This window comes from Aeromonas bivalvium (genome assembly GCF_046078285.1).
Classification (GTDB): domain Bacteria; phylum Pseudomonadota; class Gammaproteobacteria; order Enterobacterales; family Aeromonadaceae; genus Aeromonas; species Aeromonas bivalvium.
The window spans coordinates 477,697-499,302 of record NZ_JBGXBV010000001.1 but is presented as its reverse complement, the minus strand read 5'-3'; the positions used below and the strand labels follow the sequence as shown (position 1 = coordinate 499,302).

The 21,606-nt window shown below is 64.6% G+C and carries 19 protein-coding genes and 5 tRNA genes; 8 read left to right on the top strand and 16 right to left on the bottom strand.

What is annotated here, in order from left to right; translation table 11 throughout:
• Positions 1 to 160 precede the first annotated feature (160 nt).
• Positions 161 to 1,897, top strand: coding sequence for an ABC transporter transmembrane domain-containing protein (locus tag ACEUCR_RS02210; RefSeq protein ID WP_408787797.1), 1,737 nt, complete (start codon positions 161 to 163; stop codon positions 1,895 to 1,897).
• Positions 1,898 to 2,053: 156 nt separating this feature from the next.
• Positions 2,054 to 3,805, top strand: a complete 1,752-nt coding sequence (locus ACEUCR_RS02205; protein ID WP_408759463.1) for an ABC transporter transmembrane domain-containing protein — start codon at positions 2,054 to 2,056, stop codon at positions 3,803 to 3,805.
• An 83-nt stretch (positions 3,806 to 3,888) separates the two neighbouring features.
• On the opposite strand, the gene ACEUCR_RS02200 is transcribed toward ACEUCR_RS02205, so the two are convergent.
• A complete protein-coding gene (locus tag ACEUCR_RS02200; protein WP_408789018.1) occupies positions 3,889 to 4,119 on the bottom strand; it encodes a hypothetical protein in 231 nt (76 codons plus the stop codon).
• 128 nt (positions 4,120 to 4,247) lie between these two features.
• Here ACEUCR_RS02200 and ACEUCR_RS02195 point away from each other — a divergent pair, with 128 nt between their 5' ends.
• Positions 4,248 to 4,721 carry a DUF4442 domain-containing protein gene (locus tag ACEUCR_RS02195; RefSeq protein ID WP_041998626.1) on the top strand — a complete coding sequence of 158 codons (474 nt, stop codon included), beginning with the start codon at positions 4,248 to 4,250 and terminating at the stop codon, positions 4,719 to 4,721.
• 233 nt (positions 4,722 to 4,954) lie between these two features.
• Here the strand turns inward: ACEUCR_RS02195 and ybcJ are convergent, their stop codons facing one another.
• The 4 genes from ybcJ to ACEUCR_RS02175 all read right to left on the bottom strand — a co-directional run bounded on the left by ybcJ (position 4,955) and on the right by ACEUCR_RS02175 (position 7,987).
• Positions 4,955 to 5,188, bottom strand: coding sequence for a ribosome-associated protein YbcJ (ybcJ, locus tag ACEUCR_RS02190; protein WP_010674882.1), 234 nt, complete (start codon positions 5,186 to 5,188; stop codon positions 4,955 to 4,957).
• 170 nt (positions 5,189 to 5,358) lie between these two features.
• Positions 5,359 to 5,763 carry a MaoC family dehydratase gene (locus ACEUCR_RS02185; RefSeq protein ID WP_408787793.1) on the bottom strand — a complete coding sequence of 135 codons (405 nt, stop codon included), beginning with the start codon at positions 5,761 to 5,763 and terminating at the stop codon, positions 5,359 to 5,361.
• Positions 5,760 to 7,544, bottom strand: coding sequence for a class I poly(R)-hydroxyalkanoic acid synthase (locus tag ACEUCR_RS02180; RefSeq protein ID WP_408787790.1), 1,785 nt, complete (start codon positions 7,542 to 7,544; stop codon positions 5,760 to 5,762). Before ACEUCR_RS02180 ends, ACEUCR_RS02185 begins: the two co-directional genes overlap by 4 nt.
• Before the next feature lie 92 nt (positions 7,545 to 7,636).
• Positions 7,637 to 7,987 carry a phasin family protein gene (locus ACEUCR_RS02175; RefSeq protein WP_408787787.1) on the bottom strand — a complete coding sequence of 117 codons (351 nt, stop codon included), beginning with the start codon at positions 7,985 to 7,987 and terminating at the stop codon, positions 7,637 to 7,639.
• Between the two features lie 301 nt (positions 7,988 to 8,288).
• On the opposite strand from ACEUCR_RS02175, the gene ACEUCR_RS02170 reads away from it, so the two are divergent.
• The 3 genes from ACEUCR_RS02170 to ACEUCR_RS02160 all read left to right on the top strand — a co-directional run bounded on the left by ACEUCR_RS02170 (position 8,289) and on the right by ACEUCR_RS02160 (position 10,668).
• A complete protein-coding gene (locus ACEUCR_RS02170; protein ID WP_408787785.1) occupies positions 8,289 to 8,852 on the top strand; it encodes a VC2662 family protein in 564 nt (187 codons plus the stop codon).
• A gap of 77 nt (positions 8,853 to 8,929) precedes the next feature.
• Positions 8,930 to 9,682 carry a DUF429 domain-containing protein gene (locus ACEUCR_RS02165; RefSeq protein ID WP_408787782.1) on the top strand — a complete coding sequence of 251 codons (753 nt, stop codon included), beginning with the start codon at positions 8,930 to 8,932 and terminating at the stop codon, positions 9,680 to 9,682.
• A gap of 83 nt (positions 9,683 to 9,765) precedes the next feature.
• Positions 9,766 to 10,668, top strand: coding sequence for a nuclease-related domain-containing protein (locus ACEUCR_RS02160; RefSeq protein ID WP_408746506.1), 903 nt, complete (start codon positions 9,766 to 9,768; stop codon positions 10,666 to 10,668).
• A gap of 3 nt (positions 10,669 to 10,671) precedes the next feature.
• Here the strand turns inward: ACEUCR_RS02160 and ACEUCR_RS02155 are convergent, their stop codons facing one another.
• From ACEUCR_RS02155 to ACEUCR_RS02140, 4 genes are all read right to left on the bottom strand, one after another.
• On the bottom strand, positions 10,672 to 11,496 hold the full coding sequence (locus tag ACEUCR_RS02155; protein ID WP_111872808.1) for an EamA family transporter: 825 nt from the start codon (positions 11,494 to 11,496) through the stop codon (positions 10,672 to 10,674).
• Between the two features lie 65 nt (positions 11,497 to 11,561).
• A complete protein-coding gene (locus tag ACEUCR_RS02150; RefSeq protein ID WP_408787779.1) occupies positions 11,562 to 13,250 on the bottom strand; it encodes a putative 2-aminoethylphosphonate ABC transporter permease subunit in 1,689 nt (562 codons plus the stop codon).
• Positions 13,251 to 13,297: 47 nt separating this feature from the next.
• Positions 13,298 to 14,317: a putative 2-aminoethylphosphonate ABC transporter ATP-binding protein gene (locus ACEUCR_RS02145; RefSeq protein WP_408787776.1), complete on the bottom strand. Its 1,020-nt coding sequence runs from the start codon at positions 14,315 to 14,317 to the stop codon at positions 13,298 to 13,300.
• 169 nt (positions 14,318 to 14,486) lie between these two features.
• Positions 14,487 to 15,491, bottom strand: a complete 1,005-nt coding sequence (locus ACEUCR_RS02140; RefSeq protein ID WP_408787774.1) for a putative 2-aminoethylphosphonate ABC transporter substrate-binding protein — start codon at positions 15,489 to 15,491, stop codon at positions 14,487 to 14,489.
• Between the two features lie 302 nt (positions 15,492 to 15,793).
• Here ACEUCR_RS02140 and phnW point away from each other — a divergent pair, with 302 nt between their 5' ends.
• Together phnW and phnX are read left to right on the top strand one after the other, a co-directional pair.
• Entirely contained in the window at positions 15,794 to 16,900 is a 1,107-nt protein-coding gene (phnW, locus tag ACEUCR_RS02135; RefSeq protein WP_408787772.1) for a 2-aminoethylphosphonate--pyruvate transaminase, read from the top strand.
• Positions 16,901 to 16,988: 88 nt separating this feature from the next.
• The gene (gene phnX / locus ACEUCR_RS02130; RefSeq protein WP_041998598.1) at positions 16,989 to 17,816 is read left to right on the top strand and encodes a phosphonoacetaldehyde hydrolase; all 828 of its coding nucleotides are present in this window, start codon (positions 16,989 to 16,991) and stop codon (positions 17,814 to 17,816) included.
• 711 nt (positions 17,817 to 18,527) lie between these two features.
• Here the strand turns inward: phnX and ACEUCR_RS02125 are convergent.
• From ACEUCR_RS02125 to ACEUCR_RS02095, 7 genes are all read right to left on the bottom strand, one after another.
• Positions 18,528 to 19,931: an FAD-dependent oxidoreductase gene (locus ACEUCR_RS02125; RefSeq protein WP_408787769.1), complete on the bottom strand. Its 1,404-nt coding sequence runs from the start codon at positions 19,929 to 19,931 to the stop codon at positions 18,528 to 18,530.
• Between the two features lie 122 nt (positions 19,932 to 20,053).
• Positions 20,054 to 20,788, bottom strand: a complete 735-nt coding sequence (locus ACEUCR_RS02120; RefSeq protein ID WP_041998593.1) for a UTRA domain-containing protein — start codon at positions 20,786 to 20,788, stop codon at positions 20,054 to 20,056.
• Between the two features lie 241 nt (positions 20,789 to 21,029).
• A tRNA-Val gene (locus ACEUCR_RS02115) sits at positions 21,030 to 21,106 on the bottom strand.
• A 15-nt stretch (positions 21,107 to 21,121) separates the two neighbouring features.
• Positions 21,122 to 21,198: transfer RNA gene (locus ACEUCR_RS02110), tRNA-Val, on the bottom strand.
• 21 nt (positions 21,199 to 21,219) lie between these two features.
• Positions 21,220 to 21,296: transfer RNA gene (locus ACEUCR_RS02105), tRNA-Val, on the bottom strand.
• Positions 21,297 to 21,313: 17 nt separating this feature from the next.
• Positions 21,314 to 21,390: transfer RNA gene (locus tag ACEUCR_RS02100), tRNA-Val, on the bottom strand.
• Positions 21,391 to 21,406: 16 nt separating this feature from the next.
• Positions 21,407 to 21,483: transfer RNA gene (locus ACEUCR_RS02095), tRNA-Val, on the bottom strand.
• Between the last annotated feature and the right edge of the window lie 123 nt (positions 21,484 to 21,606).

Below are 21,606 nucleotides of genomic sequence, written 5' to 3'. Positions count from 1 at the left end.
CTGGAGACGGTTGCAGGGGGGGACATCAAATGGCAATTATTCTCATGGTCACCACTTCGCGCTATCATGCTGGCGCTGTGACCATGCCCGTTCGGGCACCTTCTCTGCCCGTCGAGCGGGCCCTTGCCTGTGGCACCGCCTTCATCATCAAGGATCTTGCGTGAGCGTATTTCTTCGTCTGGGTTGGTTTTTCAAGGAGCAGTGGCGGCGTTATCTCATCGCCATCTCCCTGCTGGCGCTGGTGGCCGTGCTGACGGCCATCCCCCCGAAAATCGTGGGCTGGGTGGTCGATGGCATCGGCAGCGGCCGGCTCGATCAGGCCAGCCTGACCACGTATCTGCTCGGCCTGCTCGCCCTTGGCATCACCATCTATCTGCTGCGCTACGTCTGGCGGGTCATGCTGTTTGGGGCCTCCTACCGGCTCGCCTATGTGTTGCGCAACCGCCTGTTCACCCACTTCACCCGCATGAGTCCGGATTTTTACCAGCGCCATCGCACCGGGGATCTGATGGCCCACGCCACCAACGACATCCAGGCGGTGGAGATGACGGCGGGGGAAGGGGTGCTGACCCTGGTGGACTCCATCATGGTAGGGGCCCTGGTGCTCACCATCATGTGCAGCCAGTACTCCTGGCAGCTGACTCTGCTCTCCCTGCTGCCCCTGCCGGTGATGGCCTACTTCATGAACCGTTTCGGCAAGCAGATCTACAAGGCGTTCAAGGGGGCCCAGGGGGCCTTCTCCCGCCTCAACAACAAGACCCAGGAGGCCCTCTCCGGGGTGCGGGTGCTCAAGTCCTATGCGGTGGAGTCCCTGGAAGATCAGGGTTTTGCCGCCCTGACCCGGGAGGCGGGGGAGCGCAACATGGCGGTGGCTCGCATCGATGCCAAGTTCGACCCCGTGATTTACCTGTGCATCGGCTGCTCCTACTTCCTGGCGGTGGCCGGCGGCAGCGCCCTGGTGCTCCAGGATGAGCTGACCCTGGGGCAGCTCACCAGCTTCACCATGTATCTGGGCCAGCTCATCTGGCCCATGTTCGCCATCGCCTGGCTGTTCAACATCATAGAGCGGGGCAGCGCCGCCTATTCGCGCATCGAGCACCTGCTCGGCGAACACGGCGAGATCCGCGAACCCGAGGCTCCCGCCCCCCTCGTCACCCCCTTGCCGCTGCGGGTGCAGGGGCTGGGCTATGGCCAGCAGGGGCGCACCCTGCTGGCGGAGATCGACTTCACCCTGGCCAAGGGGGCCATGCTCGGCATAGTGGGGCGCACCGGCGCCGGCAAGAGCAGCCTGCTCAAGCTGCTGATGCGCCTGACCAATCCGGGGGCAGGGGGTATCTGGATGGGGGAGCAGGCCATCGAGACCCTGGCCCTCGGGGATCTCAGGCGTCAGTTTGCCTACGTGCCCCAGGAGCCGTTCCTGTTTTCCACCACCATCGCCGCCAACATCGCCCTGGGCAGTCCGCAGGCGAGCCAGCAGGAGATAGAGCGGGTGGCCCGCATCGCCTGCGTGCACGATGACATCGTTCGTTTCCCCAAGGGGTATGAGACCGAGGTGGGGGAGAAGGGGGTGACCCTCTCCGGCGGCCAGAAACAGCGGATTGCCATCGCCCGGGCCCTGCTGCTGGGGGCTCCCATACTGGTGCTTGACGATGCTCTCTCCGCCGTGGATGCCCATACCGAGCAACAGATACTGCTGGCGCTCAAGGGGCACAGACGGACCCTGATCCTGGTGAGCCACCGCATGACGGCGGTAGAGCAGGCCGACGAGATCCTGGTGCTGGCCCAGGGGCGGATCGCCGAGCGGGGCAATCATCAGACCCTGATGGCTCACCAGGGCTGGTATGCGGACATGGTCCGTTACCAGCGCCTGGAACAAGACGTGGAGGAGAGCCTGTGAACCCGACTATCAAACGGTTATGGGGTGGCCTGCTGTGCGCCTTGTCTCTCAGTGAAACAGGCAGTGAGGTGACTCTGTGAACCCGACTATCAAGCGGTTATGGGGTGGCCTGTTGTGCGCCTTGTCTCTCAGTGAAACAGGCAGTGAGGTGAGTCTGTGAACCCGACGATCAAACGACTGCTTGCCTATTGTGCCGACTACCCGGTCTGGCTGGTGCAGGCCGGTGTCTGCCTGCTGCTGGCCACAGGGGCCGAGGTGGCGGGTCCCCTGCTCATCAAGCTCTTCATCGATGACTATCTGGCGCCGCGCCACCTGGACTGGCCGGTGATCGCCGCCCTGGCCGCCGGTTATTTGGGGTTGCAGGTGCTCTCTGCCGCCGGTTTCTACCTGCAATCCCTGCGCTTCAACCGCATCGCCCAGGCGGTGGTGCAGCGCCTGCGCGAGCAGGTGTTCGCCACCGCCATCCGGCTGCCCGCCCGCTATTTCGACCAGCATCGCTCGGGTTCCCTCATCTCTCGCATCACCAACGACACAGAGGCGATCATGAACCTCTATGTCCAGGTGATAGGGCTCCTGGTGCAAAAGCTGGTGCTCTTGTGCGGCATCCTCGTCTCCATGGCGCTGCTGGATGTGCGCCTGATGCTGGTGTGCGCCGCCCTGATCCCGGCGGTGGGCGCCGTGATGTGGCTCTACCAGAAGCTGAGCGTGCCCGTGGTGCGGGAGACCCGCAGCCTGCTCTCGGACATCAACAGCCGGCTCAACGAATCCCTGCAGGGGATGCCGGTGATCCAGGCCATGGTGCAGGAGGTGCGCTTCGCCAATGCCTTTGCCGAGGTGAACCAGCAGCACTGGCGCGCCCGGCTCAAGAGCCTGAAGATCAACGGCATACTGCTGCGCCCCCTCATCGATCTCTTCTACATGATGGTGCTCATCGGCCTGCTCGCCCTGTTCGCCCACGAGGGGCTGAGCACGGGCGGCGCCATCCAGGTGGGGGTGCTCTACGCCTTCATCAGCTACCTGGGGCGCATGATAGAGCCCCTCATCGAGATGACCAACCAGCTCAACCAGTTGCAGCAGGCCATGGTGGCGGGGGAGCGGGTGTTCGCCCTGCAAGACGAGGCGCGCGAGAGCACCCGGGGCGCCAGTGCCGAGCTGGCCGGCCGGGTCAGCTTCCAGGGGGTGAACTTCTCCTACGACGGGGAGCAGCCGGTGCTGCAAGGGGTGAGCTTCGACGTGGCACCCGGCCAGATGCTGGCCCTGGTGGGCCATACCGGCAGCGGCAAATCCACCATCATCAGTCTGCTGATGGGGTTCTATCCCATCGATGGCGGCGAGATACGCTTCGATGAGCGCCCCCTCTCGACCCTCTCCTTGAGCGCGGTGCGCCGCAGCATAGGTCTGGTGCAGCAGGATCCCTTCATCTTCGTCGGGACCTTGGCGGAAAACCTGCGCCTGGGACGCGAGGGCATCATGGATGCCCAGCTCTGGCAGGCGCTCGACGAGGTGCAGCTGGCCCGGTTTGTACGCTCCCTGCCCGATGGCCTGGATACCCTGATGGAGGAGGGGGGCAAGAACCTCTCCGCCGGCCAGCGCCAGTTGCTTTCGTTTGCTCGCGCCCTGGTGGGGGATCCCCGCATCCTCATCCTGGACGAGGCGACCGCGAGCGTGGACTCCCAGACCGAGCTCGCACTCTCCCAGGCGCTCTCGGCGGCGCGTCGCGGTCGCACCACCATCGCCATTGCCCACCGCCTCTCCACCATCGTCGATGCGGACGAGATCCTGCTGCTCTCCCGCGGCCAGGTGATCGAACGGGGCTCGCACCAGGGCCTGATGGCCGAGCAGGGGCATTACGCCCAGCTGTTCGAGATGCAGAGCCAGGGGGCCTGGCTGGAGGAGAAGCGGGCCTGAGCCTGAACCCATGACAACAGCCGGCAGATGCTGGCTGTTTTCTTATCGGGATGCGCCTCAGACCGCGGCCTTGTGCCGTGCGATCAGCTTGGGCTGCTGGGGCGGGAAGTCATCGTTGAAGAAGGTATCCGCCTCCTCGCTCTGCGCCTTGCGCGGCTTCGGATGACGGCGCCGAACGCCTGCTTGATGACGGGGTCGTTGAGGGCCTCGTAGTCGAACACGTTGGCGGCGTACGGGGAGTTGAAGTCGATGTCGACGAATTCGACCCTGGCACAGGCGGAGCTGAACTTGCCGTGGTGGCGGTCGACGTCGATTCGCTACTTGGGGCGTGAGTCTGCCATCGGCCTGGGTGATCCCTCATGGCAGGCGGAAAAGAGAGCTTGTCTATTGGGCAGGGGGCTGGCAACATTTCGGCTACATTCACTCATCGGATCAGTTTGCAATGGACCTGCAACGCTTCAAAGCCAATCTGGCACTGCGCCTCTTTGCCTGGCGCCATATCCCCGTCATCGGTTTTTGCGCCCCTGTCATCGAGCAGATGAACGCCAGGGCGCTGCGCATCCGCATTCCGCTGGGCTGGCGCACCCGCAACCACCTGGGCAGCATGTACTTCGGGGCACTCGCCACCGGCGCCGATCTGGTGGGGGGCCTGCTGGTGATGGAGAAGGGGCGGGCGCGGCGCAAGAAGGTGCATTTTGCCTTCAAGGATGTGCAGGGGGAGTTTTTGAAACGCCCGGAGGGGGACGTGCAGTTCGATTGCGAAGCGGGGGAGCTTATCGACGCCATGATAGACGAGTCCCTGGCGACGGGGCAGCGTATCAACCGCCCCATCCAGGTGGTGGCCACCTGTCCGTCGCGCAACGGGGATGAGGCCATGGCCCGCTTCGTGCTGACCCTCTCCATCAAGGCCAGCTAGCCCGCCACAGTGTGCTGGCAGGGCGGGGGCAAGGGTCCGCGGATCTCGGGGGTGGGCCCTTCCTTTACTACTCCCCGGCGACTGTGTTGGGCAGCTTGCAGCTTGGGAGGCAGATCTCGGGCTTAGAGGATCTCGGGGCTGACGCCTTCCTTCACTACGACCTTCATGCCGTTGAAGTTGACCACTTGCTCGGTCACTGTGCTGGGTAGCGCTTGCGTGGCAGAGTGTCGGGCTTAGAGGATCTCGGGGCTGACGCCTTCTTTCACCACGACCTTCATGCCGTTGAAGTTGACCACCTGCTCGGCCACTATCTTGCAGCGCTTGCGGGTCTCGACCTGACCGTCCACTTCCACCAGGCCCTCGGCCACCAGCGCCTTGGCGGCGCCGCCACAATCGGCCCAACCCTGATGCTTGATCAGGTCACACAAGGCAACGAAGGGGTGACCTTCGAGCAAAAACGTCTCCATGGGAAATCCTCTAGCTGGATGAATGCCTACACGGCAGGGCGGTCATTTTAGGCAGTTAGCCAGGGCAGGGAAAGGGCCTGGGCCCAATTGCTCCGAAAAAGGGGCGAGAGGAGCGGGGAAAACATCAGCCCGGCAGGGCCGGGCTGATTATGATTGTGCGCCTCCTTCCCTCAGGGCAGCTTGACCACCGCCTCCCCCGTCACGGCGAGGGCGCCGCTCTGGGTGAAGATGCGGGTGGCCAGGGTGGCGATGGGCTTGTCATCTCGCAGGGCAATCACCTCCACCTCCGCCGTCACCTCGTCCCCGACAAAGACCGGCTGCTTGAAGCTGAGGCTCTGGCCCAGGTAGATGCTCCCTTTCCCGGGCAACTGTTGCCCCAGCAGCCCGGAGAAGAGGCTGGCCAGCAGCATGCCGTGGACGATGGGGCGCTCGAACACAGTCGTGGCGGCGAAGGCCGGATCCAGGTGCAGGGGGTTGAAATCCTCCGACAGGTCGGCGAAGGCCGCCACCTCGGCCGGGCCGAAGCACTTGGTCAGGCTCGCCTTCTGGCCCACGGCAAGGGGTTGTACGCTCATGCAGGTTCCTCCTCTGTGGCGCGGGCAAACACAGGGTTGAGCCGCACCTTGACATAGTGGCCGGGAGCGGGGGCCAGCCCCTCCTCCGGTACTCGCGCGGGGACAGGGTCCACCCCTTCGTCACGGCTCTGGATAAAGCCCATCATCTCGGGCCACCAGGAGCCGCTCTGGTGGGTCGCCCCAGCCAGCCACTGCTCCGGGCTCTCGGCCCCGGCCTCGCTCTGCCAGAAGCCGTACTTGTTGGCGGTAGGCGGGTTGATGATGCCGGCGATGTGGCCCGATTCCGCCAGGATGAAGCGCCGCTCGCCGCCAAACAGCGTCATGCCCTGCCAGGTGCCCTGCCAGAGGGCGATGTGATCGTCCACGGCGGAGACCAGCAGCACAGGGGTCTTCACCTTGGCGAGATCGATGCGGGTGTTGCGGATCCTGAGCTCCCCCTTCACCAGCTGGTTCTCCAGGTAGAGACGGCGCAGCAGGCTGTTGTGGGTCTTGCCCGCCACATGGGTGCTGTCGCTGTTCCAGTGCAGCAGATCGAAGGCCACCGGGCTTTGGCCCTTGAGGTAGCTGTCGATGTAGTAGTTCCAGTAGAGGCTGTTCTCCCGCAGCAGGCTGAAGGAGACCGCCAGCTGGCGCCCGTCCATGATGCCCTTGGCCTCATTTTGCGCCTCGAGCGCCGCTATGATGGGCTCGTGGATGAAGATGCCAAGCTCTCCGGGCTGGGAGAAATCCAGCAGGGTGGTGAACAGGGTGGCAGAGCGCACCCGCTGCTTCTGGCGCCGCGCCGCCAGCCAGCCCATGGCCAAGGAGAGGGCAGTGCCGCCGATGCAGTAGCCGATGCCGTGCACCTCCCGCTCGCCGGTGGCCGCCTCCACGGCGTCCAGGGCGGCGATGACGCCGTCCACCACGTAGTCGTCGAGGTCGATGTTGGCCTGCTCCACCCCCGGGTTGCGCCAGGAGATCATGAATACCGTCTGCCCCTGGGCGACCAGCCAGGCCACCAGGGAGTTCTGGGGCCGCATGTCCATGATGTAGTACTTGTTGATGAAGGGAGGCACGATCAGTACCGGCGTCCTGGCCACCGTCTCCGTGGTCGGGCTGTACTGGATGAGCTCAAAGAGCTCGGTGCGCTGCACCACCCGCCCCGGGGTGGTCGCCAGATCCCGGCCGAGCTCGAAGGCGGATTCGTCGGTCAGGCGGATGTTGAGCTGATCGGCGCTGCGCTCCAGATCCTCGGCCAGCAGGGCCAGCCCGCGCACCAGGTTCTGGCCGTCGGACTCCAGGGTCAGCTTGAGCAGCTCAGGGTTGGTGGCCAGGAAGTTGCTGGGGGCCATGGCGTTGACATACTGACGGGTGAAGAAACGCAGCCGCTCCCGGCTTTTTTCAGGGACGCCCTCCAGGGCATCCACCGAGGCCAGCAGGTGCCTGGCGGTGAGCAGGTAGGACTGCTTGAGGTAATCGAAAAGGGGTTGCTCGCTCCAGGCCTCGGCCTTGAAGCGGCGATCGCTGCGCTCCGGGGTGATCACCGGCTCGCTCTGCTGGCCTGCGCTCTTGAGCAGGGTGTGCTGCATCAGCTTGAGCTGATCCTGCCACCAGTTCATCTGGGCCTGGATCAGTTGCCAGGGTTGCTGGCTGCCCTGCTCCAGCACCTGGCCCAGATCGTCCAGATTGGTCTGCAGCAGGGCCTGGGCGGTGCGCTCTGTCTGGGCCTTGGCCATGGCCAGCAGCTTGTCGTTGTAGTGGGCCAGGGCCTCGAACAGCGGGCCATAAGATGGTTGGCTCATGTGCTCTCCTTCACCCACACCCGGGGCGGGAACGCGCCCGCACCGTCGAGTCGTGGGGAGATGTGGCTGCCCGGCCGGGCAGCCAGGGGTTATCAGGCCTTGCCCGTGCTCTTCTTCACGGCGTCTGCGGTCAGGGTGTCCAGCTCTTCCTTGAACTGCTGGCCGAGGGCGCTCAGCTGCTGGATGTCATCCAGCATCTGGCGGGAGAGCTGGCTGGCGGTCTCCAGCTGCACCGTGCCGAGGGCCGCCAGGCTCTGGGCATCCTGCACCTTGCTCACGGCCTGCAGCTGGTTGAGGCCCAGTTCGGCGTAGGCGTTGGCGGAGGCCAGCTGCAACCGGGTCAACTGCTCGATATTGCTGGCCAGCAGCTGGTTGTAGCGGGTGAGGGGGGCGGCGAAGCCTTGCATCTGCTCGGTAAAGCTCTTGAGGATATCTATGTTCATATGCGTCTCCATGTTGGCGGAACTGTGTCGTTGCGAGCCTGGGCTCTTTGTCGGGTACCGCGAATCATCCCTGTTCACGCGTCATCGGCTCTGTTCAAACGCGTGTTTGAGCATTCTGCAACCAAGGGCGACCAGATGTAAATGACATAAATGTTAATTTCTGTTTGAATTTTTCCGTATGACAGAGGCCTGCCAGCCGGGAGGGACGGGAGGTGACGCACGGGATCCTGGACGCCCTCGTCTCCCGATCCGTGCACTGGTAGGCTGATATCCTCTCTCAGACCGCCCAAGGAATCCCCCGATGAAACCTCTCGCCCTGCTGCTCGGTTGCTCCTCCCTGGCCCTCGCCGGCATCGCCCACGCCAGCACCCCGATCCAGATCTCCCTGCCCGGGGTCAATCTGCCCTCGTCCAATCAGGTGGAAGGGGCACGGGCCTCCTTCCTCTATGGCCGCACCGGCCAGGTCAAGGGCATCGATCTGCCGGTGTTCGCCCTCTCGGACGTCAACAGTTTCACCGGCCTGCAGCTGGGGATCTTCTTTGGCGCGGGCCGGGTGCGTGATCAGTTCCAGGGGGTTGCCATCAATGCCGTCAACTGGCACGACGGCCAGGACAGAGGGGTGAACCTGGGCTTCGTCAACCTGACCAACAATGTGCAGGGGCTCAACTGGGGGGCGGTCAACATCGCCCGTGGCAATGCCCTGGCCAACGTCGGCTTCGTCAACTATGCCGAGCGCACCAGCTTCCAGATTGGTTTCGTCAATGCCACCAAGCACCTGGATGGCCTGCAGATAGGTCTGGCCAACTACGCCGAGAACGGCATCTTCCCCATACTGCCCCTCATCAACTTCAAGAAATCCTTCTAGGGGTCACCTTGCCCTTGCTTTAGGAGGGGCAGCCAGTACCCTGTGCTCCATCAAGGCTGCACAGAGGTAACAGGAGCATGACAGGGGAACACATGGACGCCATCGGCATCGGCTGGGACGTGAGGGGTTGGCAGGGCAATGCCCAGGCGGTGGCCGTGGTGGGCTGGCAGGCCCGCACGCAGCAGTTGCACTGGCTCGGGATCTCCCCCCTATTTCGGCTGAGCTCCCGGGTGGCGCCGGATCTGGATGCCCTGCTGCGCCCGGCCCTGCAAGACGAGGTGGCGCTGATGCAGGTGCTGGCCTGCCCGCGACTGGCGCTTGGCATCGACGCGCCGCTGGCCTTTCCCCGCGCCCTCGCCGAGTTGCTGGGGGGGCAGGGGAGCGACTTTCCCGTGCCCCAGCGGGAGATAGACAATCCTTATGCCTACCGGGATTGCGAGCGCTGGCTCCATGAGCGTTATGGCAAGAAGCCGCTCTCGGCCACTTTCGATCGGCTCGGCAACAACGCCACCCTGGCCCTCTCCATGCTGCCGCGCCTCGGGGATCTGCAACTGGTGCCAAGGCAGGTGAGGGAGGCCAAACGCGCGGTGCTGGAGGTCTATCCCGCCCTTGCCAAGGTGGGGGGCAAGGCCTCTGCGGTGCGGCCCGCACTGCAGCCCCATCTGCCGGCGTCCCTCATCCCGGGTACGGATCCCTATGATGCCGCTCTGTGCGCCCTGATGGCGCTGCAATATGCGGCGGACGGGGCGGTGGGCGCGCTGCCGCCCCTGCTGGCCCCTCCGGCCGACTTCCCCCGGGACGAGGGGTGGGTCTACCACTTCGTTCCCTGACCGGCTAACCCAGCCGCCCCTTGCTACTGGCTGAGGATTTCTGGCTAAGCTGGATAGACTCAAACGATCTGCAGGGTGGCATCATGACAGTGATACAGGGGTTGCTGGAGGGTATTATCGATGGGGTCTGGATCCTGGTCTTGCCGCTATTGGGGATGGGGGGCATTGTCGCCACTCTCTGGCTTTGGTTGAAGCGCCGGGATCAAACGGTCAAGCTCCCTATCGATAGAGATGCCTTGTTAAGGCTGCCGGGCTATGGCTTGCAGCAGCAGATATCAGATCGACAGATGGATGTGATCGGCTATCTGCTGCTGGCGGTGTTGATCACCACGGCGCCGTTTGCCGGAGTGGGGGCCAAGGCGCTGTTGGCCAGAGAGACGCCCCCTTATTTCATTTTGCTGGCGATCTTGCTTTGTCTGCTCAGCTGTTGCCTGAGAGCCTGGAAAAATTTGCAGCAGCTGAATCGCTATCGGCTCGGTTATGTCGCCGAGCTGGCAACCGCTGCCGAGTTGCTGCGTTTGCAAGGGATGGGTTATCAGGTTTTTCATGATATTCAGGCCGACGGCTTCAACATTGACCATCTGGTGGTTGGCGCCAACGGTGTATTTGCCATCGAAACCAAGGGGCGCCACAAGTGGCTGAGGGATGCCAGGCAGCGTGGCAAGAATCACGAGATAGTGTTTCGGGATGGGCGATTGCAGTTTCCATCCTGGTATGAGACGGAACCACTGAGTCAGGCCGAACGTCAGGCCTGCTGGGTGCATCAATGGTTGAGCAAGGCGGTCGGTTCGGCCATTCCAGTGACTCCTGTACTGGTATTCCCTGGCTGGTATATCAAGCTGCAATCCCGGCCGCCTTTTCCTGTTATCAGTCACAAGCAGTTGGTGACCACCTTGCCGAGACTGGGTTCCTTGCTCTTCTCTCAAGCTCAAATCAATGCGCTCAGCTATCAGATCGCACAACGCTGTGTGCAAGGCTCGCCCTAGTCTTCAGCCCAGCCGCAGCAGCAAGACGCCGCCAAGCAGGGCGAGGGCAGCCAGCCATTTGCCACGGCCGAGGCGCTCCTGAAAGCAGACCGCGCCAATCAGGAAAGAGATGAGTATGCCGCTCTCGCGCAGGGCGCTGACCTGGGCCAGGGGCGCCTGGGTCATGGCCCACACCACGATGGCGTAAGCCAGGGTCGAGCAGGCGCCCCCCAGCAGGGCGAGGCGCCAGCCCCGCCTCAGTACCGGCCAGATCGCCACCCCGAGGGCGCGGCGCGCCAGCGCCAGCATCAGGCCTCCCTCCAGCACCACCAACCAGAGCACATAGGCCACCGGCTGATCGCCGCTGGCCCGTGCCCCCATGCCATCGACCAGGGTGTAGCAGGCGATGAGGCCGGCGCACAGCCAGGCGCTGGGATCCTGCCTGTCCATCCCCTTGAGGCCGAGCAGGATGAGGGCGGCGGCGATGAGGGCGATGCCCGCCAGGGCCGTACCCTGCGGCATGCCTTCGAGCAGCAGCGAGGGGATGAACAGCAGCAGGATGGCGCCGCCGCGCATCAGGGTATAACGCTGGGCCAGGGATCCCGCCCCATAGGCGCGGGCCAGCAGCTGGTAATAGCCGACGTGGAGCAGGGCCGAGACCAGCAGAAAGGGCCAGGCGGCCGGGGCGGGCGGGGGCAGCCAGGGCAGCAGGGGCAGGGCGATGAGGGCGCAGCCCTGGCTGACCAGCAGCGTCATGGCGCTTTTGTCGCGGGCGCCCTTGATCAGGGCATTCCAACCCACGTGGAGCAGGGCCGAGCCGAGCACCAGACTGAAGACGAGGGGGGACATAGGACTCCAATGTACTCAGTGATACGGACAGGGCCAACTGGCCCTGTCTCTTGCTTGCCATTGATTCAACGCTGACGCCAGCGCTGGGTGCGCAGCCCAAGGAGGTGGGCCAGCAGGAAATAGACCCCCTTGGCCGCCATGGCGGTGAACAGCAGGAGCACGGCCATGGCGGCGGCGCTGCCGGTCTGGCCCGCATCGTCCAGGTTGAGGATGGCGATGGCGGCGGGCAGGGTATCGGGGGCGTAGAGGAAGACCAGGGCCGAGGTGGTGGTCAGGGCATTGACGAACAGATAGATGGCGACGTCGAGCAGGGCCGGACTGCACACCGGCAGCGTGATGCGCCAGAAGGTGAGGTAGCGGGGCAGCTTGAGGGAGCTGGCCACCGTCTCTATCTCGCTCGGCAGCTGCTTGAGGGCGGCCTGCATCGTCATCTGGCCGACCGTGTAGTAGTGGCACAGGGAGTTGATGACCAGCAGGGTCATGGTGCCGTAGAGCAGGGAGAGGGGATTGCCTGGCTGGTTGAAGAAGAAGATATAGCCCAGCCCCAGCACCATGCCGGGCACCGCCATGGGCAGCAGTCCCAGCAGGCTGATGAGGCGGCGCAGCCAGCCAAAGCCGTCCACCTTCTCCACCAGGTAACTGCCCAGCATCACCAGGGCACTGCCAAACAGGGCGACCCCGGCCGCCAGGGTGAGGGAGTTGAACCAGGGTTGCCAGCCATAGGGGGTGGTGCTGGCAAAATCATAATGACGCAGGCTGAGCCCCAGATCCCAGGGCCAGAAGCTGACCAGGGAGCCATAGATGGCGACCCCTATCAGGGTGACGATGAAGAGGGCGATGAGGGAGCAGAACACCAGGCAGCAGCCATCCCGCAGGGCATGGGGGACGGGGCGGTAAATGACGGCGTTGCTGGCCAGCTGCCCCCGCTGGCGACGGGCGAGCCAGCGATCCAGGCCGAAGGCGAGCAGGGCGGGCAGCAGCAGGAAGACGCTGGTGACCGCGCCCATGGTGAAGTTCTGCTGGCCGACCACCTGCTTGAAGATGTCGGTGGCGAGCAGGGAATATTGACCCCCGATCACCTTGGCAACGGCAAAGTCGCACACCGCCAGGGTGAACACCAGTACCAGGGCGCTGAGGATGCCGTAACGGGCATTGGCCAGGGTGATGAGCACGAAACGGCGCCAGCTCGGCAGCTTGAGCACCCGTGCGGCCTCGTAGAGGCGCGCATCCGCTGTGCCCAGGGTGGTGCAGAGCAGCATGAGGGCATGGGGAAAACACCAGAAACCCAGGCCGAGCAGTATGCCGATGGGGCCATAGATGGACTCCCCCATCAGCCAGGATTTAAGCATGCCCTGGTTGCCGAACAGATAGATGAGGCTGATGGCGGGCAGCAGGGAAGGGGCCAGGATCGGCAGGTTGGCCAAGAGACGAAACCATCGCCGCCCCGGCATGCAGCTGCGGGTCAGGGCGAAGGCGTAGCCGAAGGCGAGCACCACCACCCCGACGCTCACCGCGAGCCCGATCAGCAGGGTGTGACCGGCGGAGGCGCGCAGCTGGGGGGCGGCGAGATAGTGCTGAAAGTTGGCCAGGCCGACGAACTGGCCGCCGGCATCCTGCACGCTCTTTTGCAGCATGGCCAGCAAGGGGGCGGCCAGCCCCAGCAGCAGGAAGAGGCTGACCGCGAGCAAGAGCACCAGGGCCAGCAGGCGATCCGCACGCCACTGGGCGCGCTCGGACAGGAAGAGGGTCGGCATGGGGACTCCGAACAGGCGCAAAGGCTCAGACTGGGGGCGAGGGGAATTCAGGCGTGGCATGTGGGCTCCGGGCGAAAATGGTGCAGCTGATCCCGGGGGATCTCCAGATGCAGGCGGCGACCTGGGGCGAGATCCAGCGCCGCCACCTCCCGCAGAGGCACATTGACCTGCAGCGGCTCGGCCAGGGCCGCGTGGTGGCAGGCGACCCGCACGTGATTGCCCTGGAAGGCGCAATCCGAGACCTCGACCGGCAGTTGTCCCCCCAAAGATGAGAGGCGCAGCGCCTCCGGGCGAATGCCGAGCTCGCCGCCTATCCCTTCCCCCGGGCAGGCGAGCTGGCCTGGCAGGAAGTTCATCTGACCGACGAAGTTGGCGACGAAGCGACTGGCCGGGGCCCGGTAGATCTCCTCCGGGGTGCCGAACTGTTCGATGCGCCCGGCGTTCATCACCAGGATGCGATCGGCCATGGTGAGCGCCTCCTCCTGATCATGGGTCACCATGATGGTGGTGATGCCAAGGCGCCGCTGCAGGCGCTTGATCTCGTCGCGCAGATGGACCCGCACCTTGGCATCCAGGGCCGAGAGGGGCTCGTCGAGCAGCAAGAGGCCGGGGGAGAGGATCAGTGCCCGGGCCAGGGCGACTCGCTGCTGCTGGCCGCCGGAGAGCTGGGCCGGGTACTTCGCCTTGGCTGCCTCCAGATGGACCAGGGTCAGCCACTCGTCGACCCGGGCGGCGATGGTCCGGCTCGGCAGCTTCTGCTGGCGCAGGCCGATGGCGATGTTCTCGGCCACCGTCAGGTTGGGGAACAGGGCATAGGACTGGAAGACGATGCCAAAGTCGCGAGCCTCTGGGGGGAGCAGGGTGACATCCTGGCCTCCCTGGCGGATGCTGCCGCTGCTCGGGGTCTCCAGCCCGGCGATCATCCGCAGCATGGTGGTCTTGCCGCAGCCGGAGGGGCCGAGGAAGCAGACGAACTCCCCCGCCTCGATGGAAAGAGAGAGGGGGTTGACGGCGGTGAAGCCATCGAAGTGTTTGGAGATATGTTCGAGTTGCAGATAGGCGCTCATCAGAGGACTCCTTCTTGGTGTAGACCAGATTGTCCCGTCGCCAGGTTGCAGCTTGATGACAATGAGGTGGCGGGGCGAAAAAGAGCCCGCCGAAATAAAAAGAGCGGCGCCCCTGGGCGCCGCTCTTGCTGTGTCCTGGCTGCGGGCGTTGTGCCGCCCGCAGTTTGGATCACTGGGCCTCGGACTTGCCGTCGAAGCGGCTGCTCCAGTCGGCGAGGATCTGAGCGCGCTCCCTGGCCATCTTGGCGAAATCGAGGGGGATCATCGCCTGCTTCACGTCCGGGTAGTTGGGCACAGGTTTGCTCAGGGCTGCTATGCCCACCACGGGGTAGTTCTGGCTGTAGAGGTGGTTGGCGCTCTCGCCGATGGACCAGTCCACCAGGGTCTTGGCGGCGGCGGATCCTTCGTTGACCAGGGCCACGGATTCGGTGTCCCAGCCGATGCCGCCCTTGGGCAGGATCACGCTGATGGGGGCCCCCTGGGTCTTGAGTTTGGCGCCCCGCAGGCTCATGGAGATGCCCGCCAGCACCTCGCCCTGGGCCGCCTGCACGCAGGGCTTGGAGCCAGAGTGGGTGTACTGGGCTATGTTGCCGTGCAGTTTTTCCATGTAGGCCCAGCCCTTGTCATCCCCCAGGCTCTGCAACCAGGCCGCGACCATCATGAAGCCGGTGCCGGAAGAGGCGGGGTTGGGCATGGCGATCCTCCCCTTGAACTCGGGCTTGAGCAGATCCTCCCAGCTGGTGGGGGCCGGGATGCCGAGGGACTTGCCCATGGCCTCGTTGAAGCAGACGGCGTTGAAGAAGGCGTCGTTGCCATACCAGGCCGGGTTCGCCTGCGGGTCGCGCAGACCCGGATCCAGGGCCTCGGCACCGGCGGGCAGGTAGGGCTTGATCACCCCTTCCTGCTTGAGCAGGGCGAGGGAGGATCCCGCCAGTCCCCACACCACATCGGCCTGGGGCCTTGCCTTCTCGGCCAGCAACTTGGCGGTGATGACCCCGGTGGAGTCGCGCACCCACTTGATCTCGATGTCGGGGTGGGCCTGTTCGAAGGCCTGCTGATAGGGCCCCATGATGTCGGTCTCAAACGCCGTGTAGACGGTCAACACCTCCTTGGCGTGGGCGGTCGTGGCGAGGGTCATCATGCCCAGCAGGGCGGCGAGCTTGGTCATCTTCATCGAACTTTCCCTATTGCGGTGGAGTGGGGAGACAGGAGCGGGAGACCCGATCCGCCAATCTGGTTCATACCAGATGGTTGGATTGGCATGCTAGGAAGGGAAAATGACGGTTGGATGACGGCATCATGGCAATCCTGTGACCCTTGTCTGTCGCCGAAAAAGGATGGTGTGCGGGCTATGTGAAGCTTTGATGAAGATTGGCGGCGGGTGCTTTACCCCCGCAGATGGGCCCCATACCATGGCGCTAAATGGTATAGACCAGTGTCGATAACCACTCTCCTAGCTGCCGACGATGAGGCCATATGAACAAGGACAACCCCTATCTGCTGCTGACCCCGGGTCCGCTCTCTACCTCCCGCACCGTGCGTGAAGCCATGCTCAAGGATTGGTGTACCTGGGATGACGACTACAACTTGGGGGTGGTGCAGGCCATCCGTGCCCGGCTGGAGGCGCTGACCGGCTACCCGGATCTCTACAGCAGCGTCTTGATGCAGGGGTCGGGCACCGCCAGCGTCGAGGCGTGCCTGGGCAGCGTGATCGGCCAGAACCACAAGCTGCTGATCGTCGACAACGGCGCCTATGGTGCCCGCATGGTGGAGATAGCCCGCAGGCTCAACATACTCCATCGGGTCTACCAGCTGGACGAGTGCCAGCCGGCCGATCCCGAGGAGCTGGCCCGCCTGCTGGCCGAGGATGACACCATCAGCCATGTGGCCATGGTGCACTGCGAGACCACCACAGGCCTGCTCAACCCCCTGGAGGCCGTTGGCCGGGTGGTGCAGCAGGCGGGGCGCTGCTTCATCGTCGATGCCATGTCGAGCTTTGGCGGCATTCCCATCGATTTTCAGCGCGCCGGCATCGACTTTCTGATCAGCTCGGCCAACAAGTGCATCCAGGGTGTGCCCGGTTTTGGCCTGGTGCTGGCCAGGCGCAGCCGCCTGCTGGCCTGCGAGGGGCAGGCCCGCTCCCTCTCCCTGGATCTGTTCGATCAATGGCGGGTGATGGAGCAGGGGGGCGGCAAGTGGCGCTTCACCAGCCCGACCCATGTGGTGCGCGCCTTTCATCAGGCACTGCTGGAGCTGGAGCAGGAGGGGGGCGTCGCCGTCCGTCATGCCCGCTATTGCCAGAACCAGCGCCGCCTGGTGGCAGGCATGGTGGCCCTGGGCTTTGAGCCCCTGCTCGATGAGGCGCTGATGTCCCCCATCATCACCTCCTTCCTGGCACCAACGGCGCCGGGTTACGACTTCAAACGCTTCTATGAGCGGCTCAAGGGGGCTGGGTTTGTCATCTATCCGGGCAAGGTCTCCCGGGCCGACTGTTTTCGCATCGGCAACATAGGGGAGGTCTATCCCGCTGACATGGACCGCCTGCTGGCTGCCGTGGCCGCCCACAGCGACTGGCAAGCCTGAGCGGGCCGGCGGTTGCCATCCCTCGCGTGCCCGCAGCCCGGGCATCCATCCATGACGACGGCAAGGTCACCCTTGCCAGGAGAGCACAATGAACAAGCAGTCAGTGAACAAGCAAGTGGAAGCCGTGATCCTCGACTGGGCCGGTACCGTGGTCGATTTCGGCTCCTTCGCCCCCACCAGCATCTTCGTCGAGGCGTTCGCCCGCGCCTATGAATTCGAGGTGACCCTGGCCGAGGCCAGGGTGCCCATGGGCCTTGGCAAGTGGGACCATATCCAGGCCCTGGGTCGCCTGCCCGAGGTGGATGCGCGCTGGCGCGCCCGCTTCGGCCATTCCATGAGCGAGGCCGAGGTCGATACCCTCTATCACACCTTCATGCCGTTGCAGCGGGCCAAGGTGGCCGAGTTCGCCGAGCCCATCCCGGGAGCCCTGGCCACCATCGCCTGGTTGAGGGGGCGAGGCATCAAGATAGGCTCCTGCTCCGGCTACCCGAGAACCGTGATGGAGGCCCTGCTGCCCGCCGCCAGGGACGCGGGTTATCGCCCGGACCATGTGGTGGCCACCGACGATCTGCCCGCAGGGGGCAGGCCCGGTCCCTGGATGGCGCTGGCCAACGTCAATGCCCTTGGGGTGGGCTCGGTGCAGGCCTGCATCAAGGTGGACGATGCGGCCCCCGGCATAGAGGAGGGGATCAACGCCGGCATGTGGACGGTCGGCCTGACTCTCTCGGGCAACGAGGCGGGCCTCACCCTGGCCGAGTATCAGGCCGCCAGCCCGGCGACCCTGGCGGCTTGCCGCGCCAAGGCGGCTCCCAGGTTGCAACAGGCGGGGGCCCACTATCTGATCGACACCCTGGCCTCCCTGCCCGCCGTGGTGGCCGAGATCAATCGCCGCCTGGAGGCGGGGGAGAAGCCCTGAGCCACAGTTCCGTCAGCACGTCACATACGACAAGAGGCCCGCGCTGCGGGCCTCACCGTCTGAGGGACAAACTGGCGGTCTGCGGATGCCGTGCATGCAAGCAGGCCGCTGCGTCCCGTGACTTGGCCCTGTGGGCGCCCGGCTGCGACTCACACTCCCTCATGGGCTTGATGCTCTGTTTCCAATCTATCCGATGTCAGGCGCCTTGCCGGGCTTCTCTTCCCTCGCTCATGCTCTCTTCGCACGCACCATGGGCCTTGGGCGCAGTGCCCTGGTCCCCTATCAGGGGCATCAGCGCCGGGATACGCGGTTGCTGGAGTGAAAAATCATCACATATGCCATCAAACAAGAATCGTCAGTCAAGGATCCGCACCCTGCTACCTCGCAGCAGCAGGCCGTCGACAGGGCGGGGCGAGGGCGAAAGGATCGCCGCGTTTATTGCGGGTCAGCGAGGCGCGAGTGGAGCAGAGCCAGAAGAGGGAGCCGCAGTGCTGGGTTGCAGAGGCGAGACAAGAGGTGAGCTGTCAATGACAGGGGGGCAAGGGCGAGCCGGTATGAAAGGGCAAACACTAATCCTGGCTGATGAAAACAAGCAATCCATGGACACCTGAGAGCCGCTTCTCGACCTCATCGTGCTGTTGCCTGCATCCGACATGGGCCCAGGCGCCACCCCGGCAAAGCGGGGTGGCGCCAAGGGGGAGTGGCGCGAACTCAGCCCTTGTCCGCCTTGCCGGCGGCATCGGCGAGGCGGGCAAGGTGGCGAGCCCAGGAGGGCACGGGGCGCCCCTCGTCCTCGGCCTGCTCCTTGCGAAGGATGGCGCGGCGCACCAGGTTGGCGCCGAGCCAGCGTATTGGCTCCGGTGGGAACTGGCCCCGGGGGCCCCTTGCCAGGGGGCAGTGGCGCCACTCGTTGTCGAGCTCCAGCGCCAGGGCGGCGAGGATCTCCCCGCCCATCCAGCTTTGCACCACGCCGTTGCCCGAATACCCGGCGCCATAGAGGACATTGGGGTGATCCTCGAGATGGCCGAAGAAGGGCAGACCGGTGGCGCTGCGATCAGAAGGTCCGGTCCAGCTGGCGGCGATGGGCAGATCCGCGAGGGAGGGAAAGAAGCCGTCGAGGCGGCGGCGCAGATCGGCGGCGAAGGCGCTGGGGCGATCGAACCAGGGGTGGAGGCGGTTGGCAAACGCAAAGCGGTTGCCCCCCTTGCCCAGCATGAGGCGACCGGCCGGGGTACGGCGGTAATAGTGCACGAAGGTGCGGCCATCCACCACGCTGATCCCATCCCTCAGTCCCAGTGCATCCAGGCGCTCGGGGGCGGGATCCGTGATCACCATGTCGGAGGAGACCAGGATCAGGTTGCGGGAGAGCTGGCGGCACTGGCGCGGCAGCCAGGCGTTGATGGCGAGGATCACCTTGTCGGCCCCGACGCTGCCAAGGGGGGTCTCGAGCAGGGGCCTGGCGCCGTGCACCAGCCGGGTCATGGGGGTCTGTTCATGGATGACAATGCCGAGGGCCAGGGCGACCCGGCGCAATCCGCGCACCAGCAGGGCGGGTTGCACGCTGCCCGCCGCCGGGCTGAAGTGGCCCGCCAGGTGAGCCTTGGAGCCGGCGCGGGCCTGCACCTCTTCCGGGGACAGGGATTGCCAGCGGCTGATCCCTGCCTGCTCGAGGGCGACGAGGGCGGGGGCCATGCCCCCTTGCTGGGCCGGGCTGGTGGCGGTGTAGAGGGTGCCATCGAGGCGCAGCTGCGCCTCGATGCCGTGATGCTGGCAAAAATCGCGGATGGCAAAGACCGCCTGCTCGGACGCCTGTACCAGACGCGTCGCCTCCTGCTCGCCAAACAGGCGGCGCAGGGAGGGGTACTTGGTGGACCAGGTGAGCAGGCAGCCGCCATTGCGTCCGGAGGCGCCAATGCCGCACAGGGCCCGCTCTATGATAACCACTCGCAGCGCCGGATCCTGCTGCTTCAATTTGATGGCGCTCCACAGGCCTGTGTAGCCGCCACCGACGATGGCGATGTCGGCCTCGATGTGTTGCCCGAGGGGGATGGGGTCGGCCGGTTGTTCCCGGGCCAGGGCCTCGGCCAGCCAGAAGGGAAGTGTCTCTTGGGTCATGGGTCGCCTGTTGGTCTATACCAAAAGGCGCCAGTATGGGGGCCGTCCATGACGTTGCCATGACGCCAGGGTGACAGCCTGATGGCAAGCGGGAGAGCGGTGGGCTAAGGGGGCGGCCCGGCTCAGGGCTGCCGGGCTGGGGGGGCGCTGATGCGCTCCAGCTCGATGACCAGGGCGTCATGGCGCCAGTATTCGTGATCGAGTTCATAGAGGCGGCCAGCCTCATCGAAGTTGAGGCGGCGGATGAAGAGGGCGGAAGAGCCGGGGGTGAGGCCGAGCAGGCTGGCGCGCTCCCCCTCCAGGATGACGGGATAGAACTGGATCTGGGTGCGCGCCAGGTGCAACTGGTAGTGCTCCTCGAACAAGCGGGTCAGGGACTGGCTCAGGTCGTGGCGGCCGAGATCCGGGCAGCAGCTGGCGCAGACATGGTTCTCCTCGAGCAGCACGACGCGTCCGTCCAGGCTGCGCAGGCGTTGCAGGTTCCAGCTCTTGGTGAAGGCGGGCAGCCCCATGGTCTGGGCCGCCTCTGGGCTCGGGTAGGCGAGCTGGCTGGCGAGCAGCCGGGTATGACCGAGGCGCCCCTGGGCCGTCACCAGCTCGTTGAAGCTGGCGCGCTCGGTCGGGTTGTAGCGCAACCTGGGGGGGGAGACATACCAGCCGCGGCGATTCTCCCGATAGATGAGCCCCTTGCCCTCGAGCAGTGCCAGCGCCTCGCGCAGGGTGACCCGGGTGGTGGCGAAGGTGTCGGCCAGCTGGCGTTCGGCGGGCAGCTTGCCCTGGGCCTGGATGCGGCCGGCCAGGATCTCCTGCTCGATGGATTGACTGATGATCTGATAATGAAGAGCCGGGCTGTGCATGGCTGATCCTGTGATGAAGGCAAGGGAGACGAAGGCGATGAGCCGAGGGGCTGGTCGGCCCCTGACGGCCCCATTGGATGACATTCAGATGTCAGCCTGATGACAAGGGACAATAAGGGGCCATCCCCGGGGCGTCAAGGCGCCTGGCCCTGGCTGGGACAGGGCACGGGCGGCGGCAGGGGAGTGCGGTCACGGGGAGCGGAAAGCAAAAAATCCCGCACGAGGCGGGATCCTGAATAAATGGTGCGTCCTAGTGGATTCGAACCACCGACCCCCACCATGTCAAGGTGGTGCTCTAACCAGCTGAGCTAAGGACGCATCTTCATCAAAATGTGGTGGGTTTAATTGGATTCGAACCAACGACCCCTACCATGTCAAGGTAGTGCTCTAACCAACTGAGCTATAAACCCACGGCTGCTATCGCAGTAATATGGTGCGTCCTAGTGGATTCGAACCACCGACCCCCACCATGTCAAGGTGGTGCTCTAACCAGCTGAGCTAAGGACGCGAAAACTGTGTGCTGAATGGTGCGTCCTAGTGGATTCGAACCACCGACCCCCACCATGTCAAGGTGGTGCTCTAACCAGCTGAGCTAAGGACGCATCGCATATCAGAAAGTGGTGGGTTTAATTGGATTCGAACCAACGACCCCTACCATGTCAAGGTAGTGCTCTAACCAACTGAGCTATAAACCCACTCGATGAGTTGAATTCGAACCGACGACACAATCTTCACCGTGCCAAGGTCATGCTCTGACCAACCGAGCGACAAACCCACTTCACCACGCCAGCTGTGCTGACGTGGACGGCATACTACCC

Excerpts from the sequence above, each read along its gene's own strand:
- ACEUCR_RS02195 (WP_041998626.1), top strand. The coding sequence starts at position 4,248 with ATGGACCTGCAACGCTTCAAAGCCAATCTGGCACTGCGCCTCTTTGCC.
- ybcJ (WP_010674882.1), bottom strand. The coding sequence starts at position 5,188 with ATGGAGACGTTTTTGCTCGAAGGTCACCCCTTCGTTGCCTTGTGTGAC.
- ACEUCR_RS02185 (WP_408787793.1), bottom strand. The coding sequence starts at position 5,763 with ATGAGCGTACAACCCCTTGCCGTGGGCCAGAAGGCGAGCCTGACCAAG.
- ACEUCR_RS02180 (WP_408787790.1), bottom strand. The coding sequence starts at position 7,544 with ATGAGCCAACCATCTTATGGCCCGCTGTTCGAGGCCCTGGCCCACTAC.
- ACEUCR_RS02175 (WP_408787787.1), bottom strand. The coding sequence starts at position 7,987 with ATGAACATAGATATCCTCAAGAGCTTTACCGAGCAGATGCAAGGCTTC.
- ACEUCR_RS02170 (WP_408787785.1), top strand. The coding sequence starts at position 8,289 with ATGAAACCTCTCGCCCTGCTGCTCGGTTGCTCCTCCCTGGCCCTCGCC.
- ACEUCR_RS02165 (WP_408787782.1), top strand. The coding sequence starts at position 8,930 with ATGACAGGGGAACACATGGACGCCATCGGCATCGGCTGGGACGTGAGG.
- ACEUCR_RS02160 (WP_408746506.1), top strand. The coding sequence starts at position 9,766 with ATGACAGTGATACAGGGGTTGCTGGAGGGTATTATCGATGGGGTCTGG.
- ACEUCR_RS02155 (WP_111872808.1), bottom strand. The coding sequence starts at position 11,496 with ATGTCCCCCCTCGTCTTCAGTCTGGTGCTCGGCTCGGCCCTGCTCCAC.
- ACEUCR_RS02150 (WP_408787779.1), bottom strand. The coding sequence starts at position 13,250 with ATGCCGACCCTCTTCCTGTCCGAGCGCGCCCAGTGGCGTGCGGATCGC.
- ACEUCR_RS02145 (WP_408787776.1), bottom strand. The coding sequence starts at position 14,317 with ATGAGCGCCTATCTGCAACTCGAACATATCTCCAAACACTTCGATGGC.
- ACEUCR_RS02140 (WP_408787774.1), bottom strand. The coding sequence starts at position 15,491 with ATGAAGATGACCAAGCTCGCCGCCCTGCTGGGCATGATGACCCTCGCC.
- phnW (WP_408787772.1), top strand. The coding sequence starts at position 15,794 with ATGAACAAGGACAACCCCTATCTGCTGCTGACCCCGGGTCCGCTCTCT.
- phnX (WP_041998598.1), top strand. The coding sequence starts at position 16,989 with ATGAACAAGCAGTCAGTGAACAAGCAAGTGGAAGCCGTGATCCTCGAC.
- ACEUCR_RS02125 (WP_408787769.1), bottom strand. The coding sequence starts at position 19,931 with ATGACCCAAGAGACACTTCCCTTCTGGCTGGCCGAGGCCCTGGCCCGG.
- ACEUCR_RS02120 (WP_041998593.1), bottom strand. The coding sequence starts at position 20,788 with ATGCACAGCCCGGCTCTTCATTATCAGATCATCAGTCAATCCATCGAG.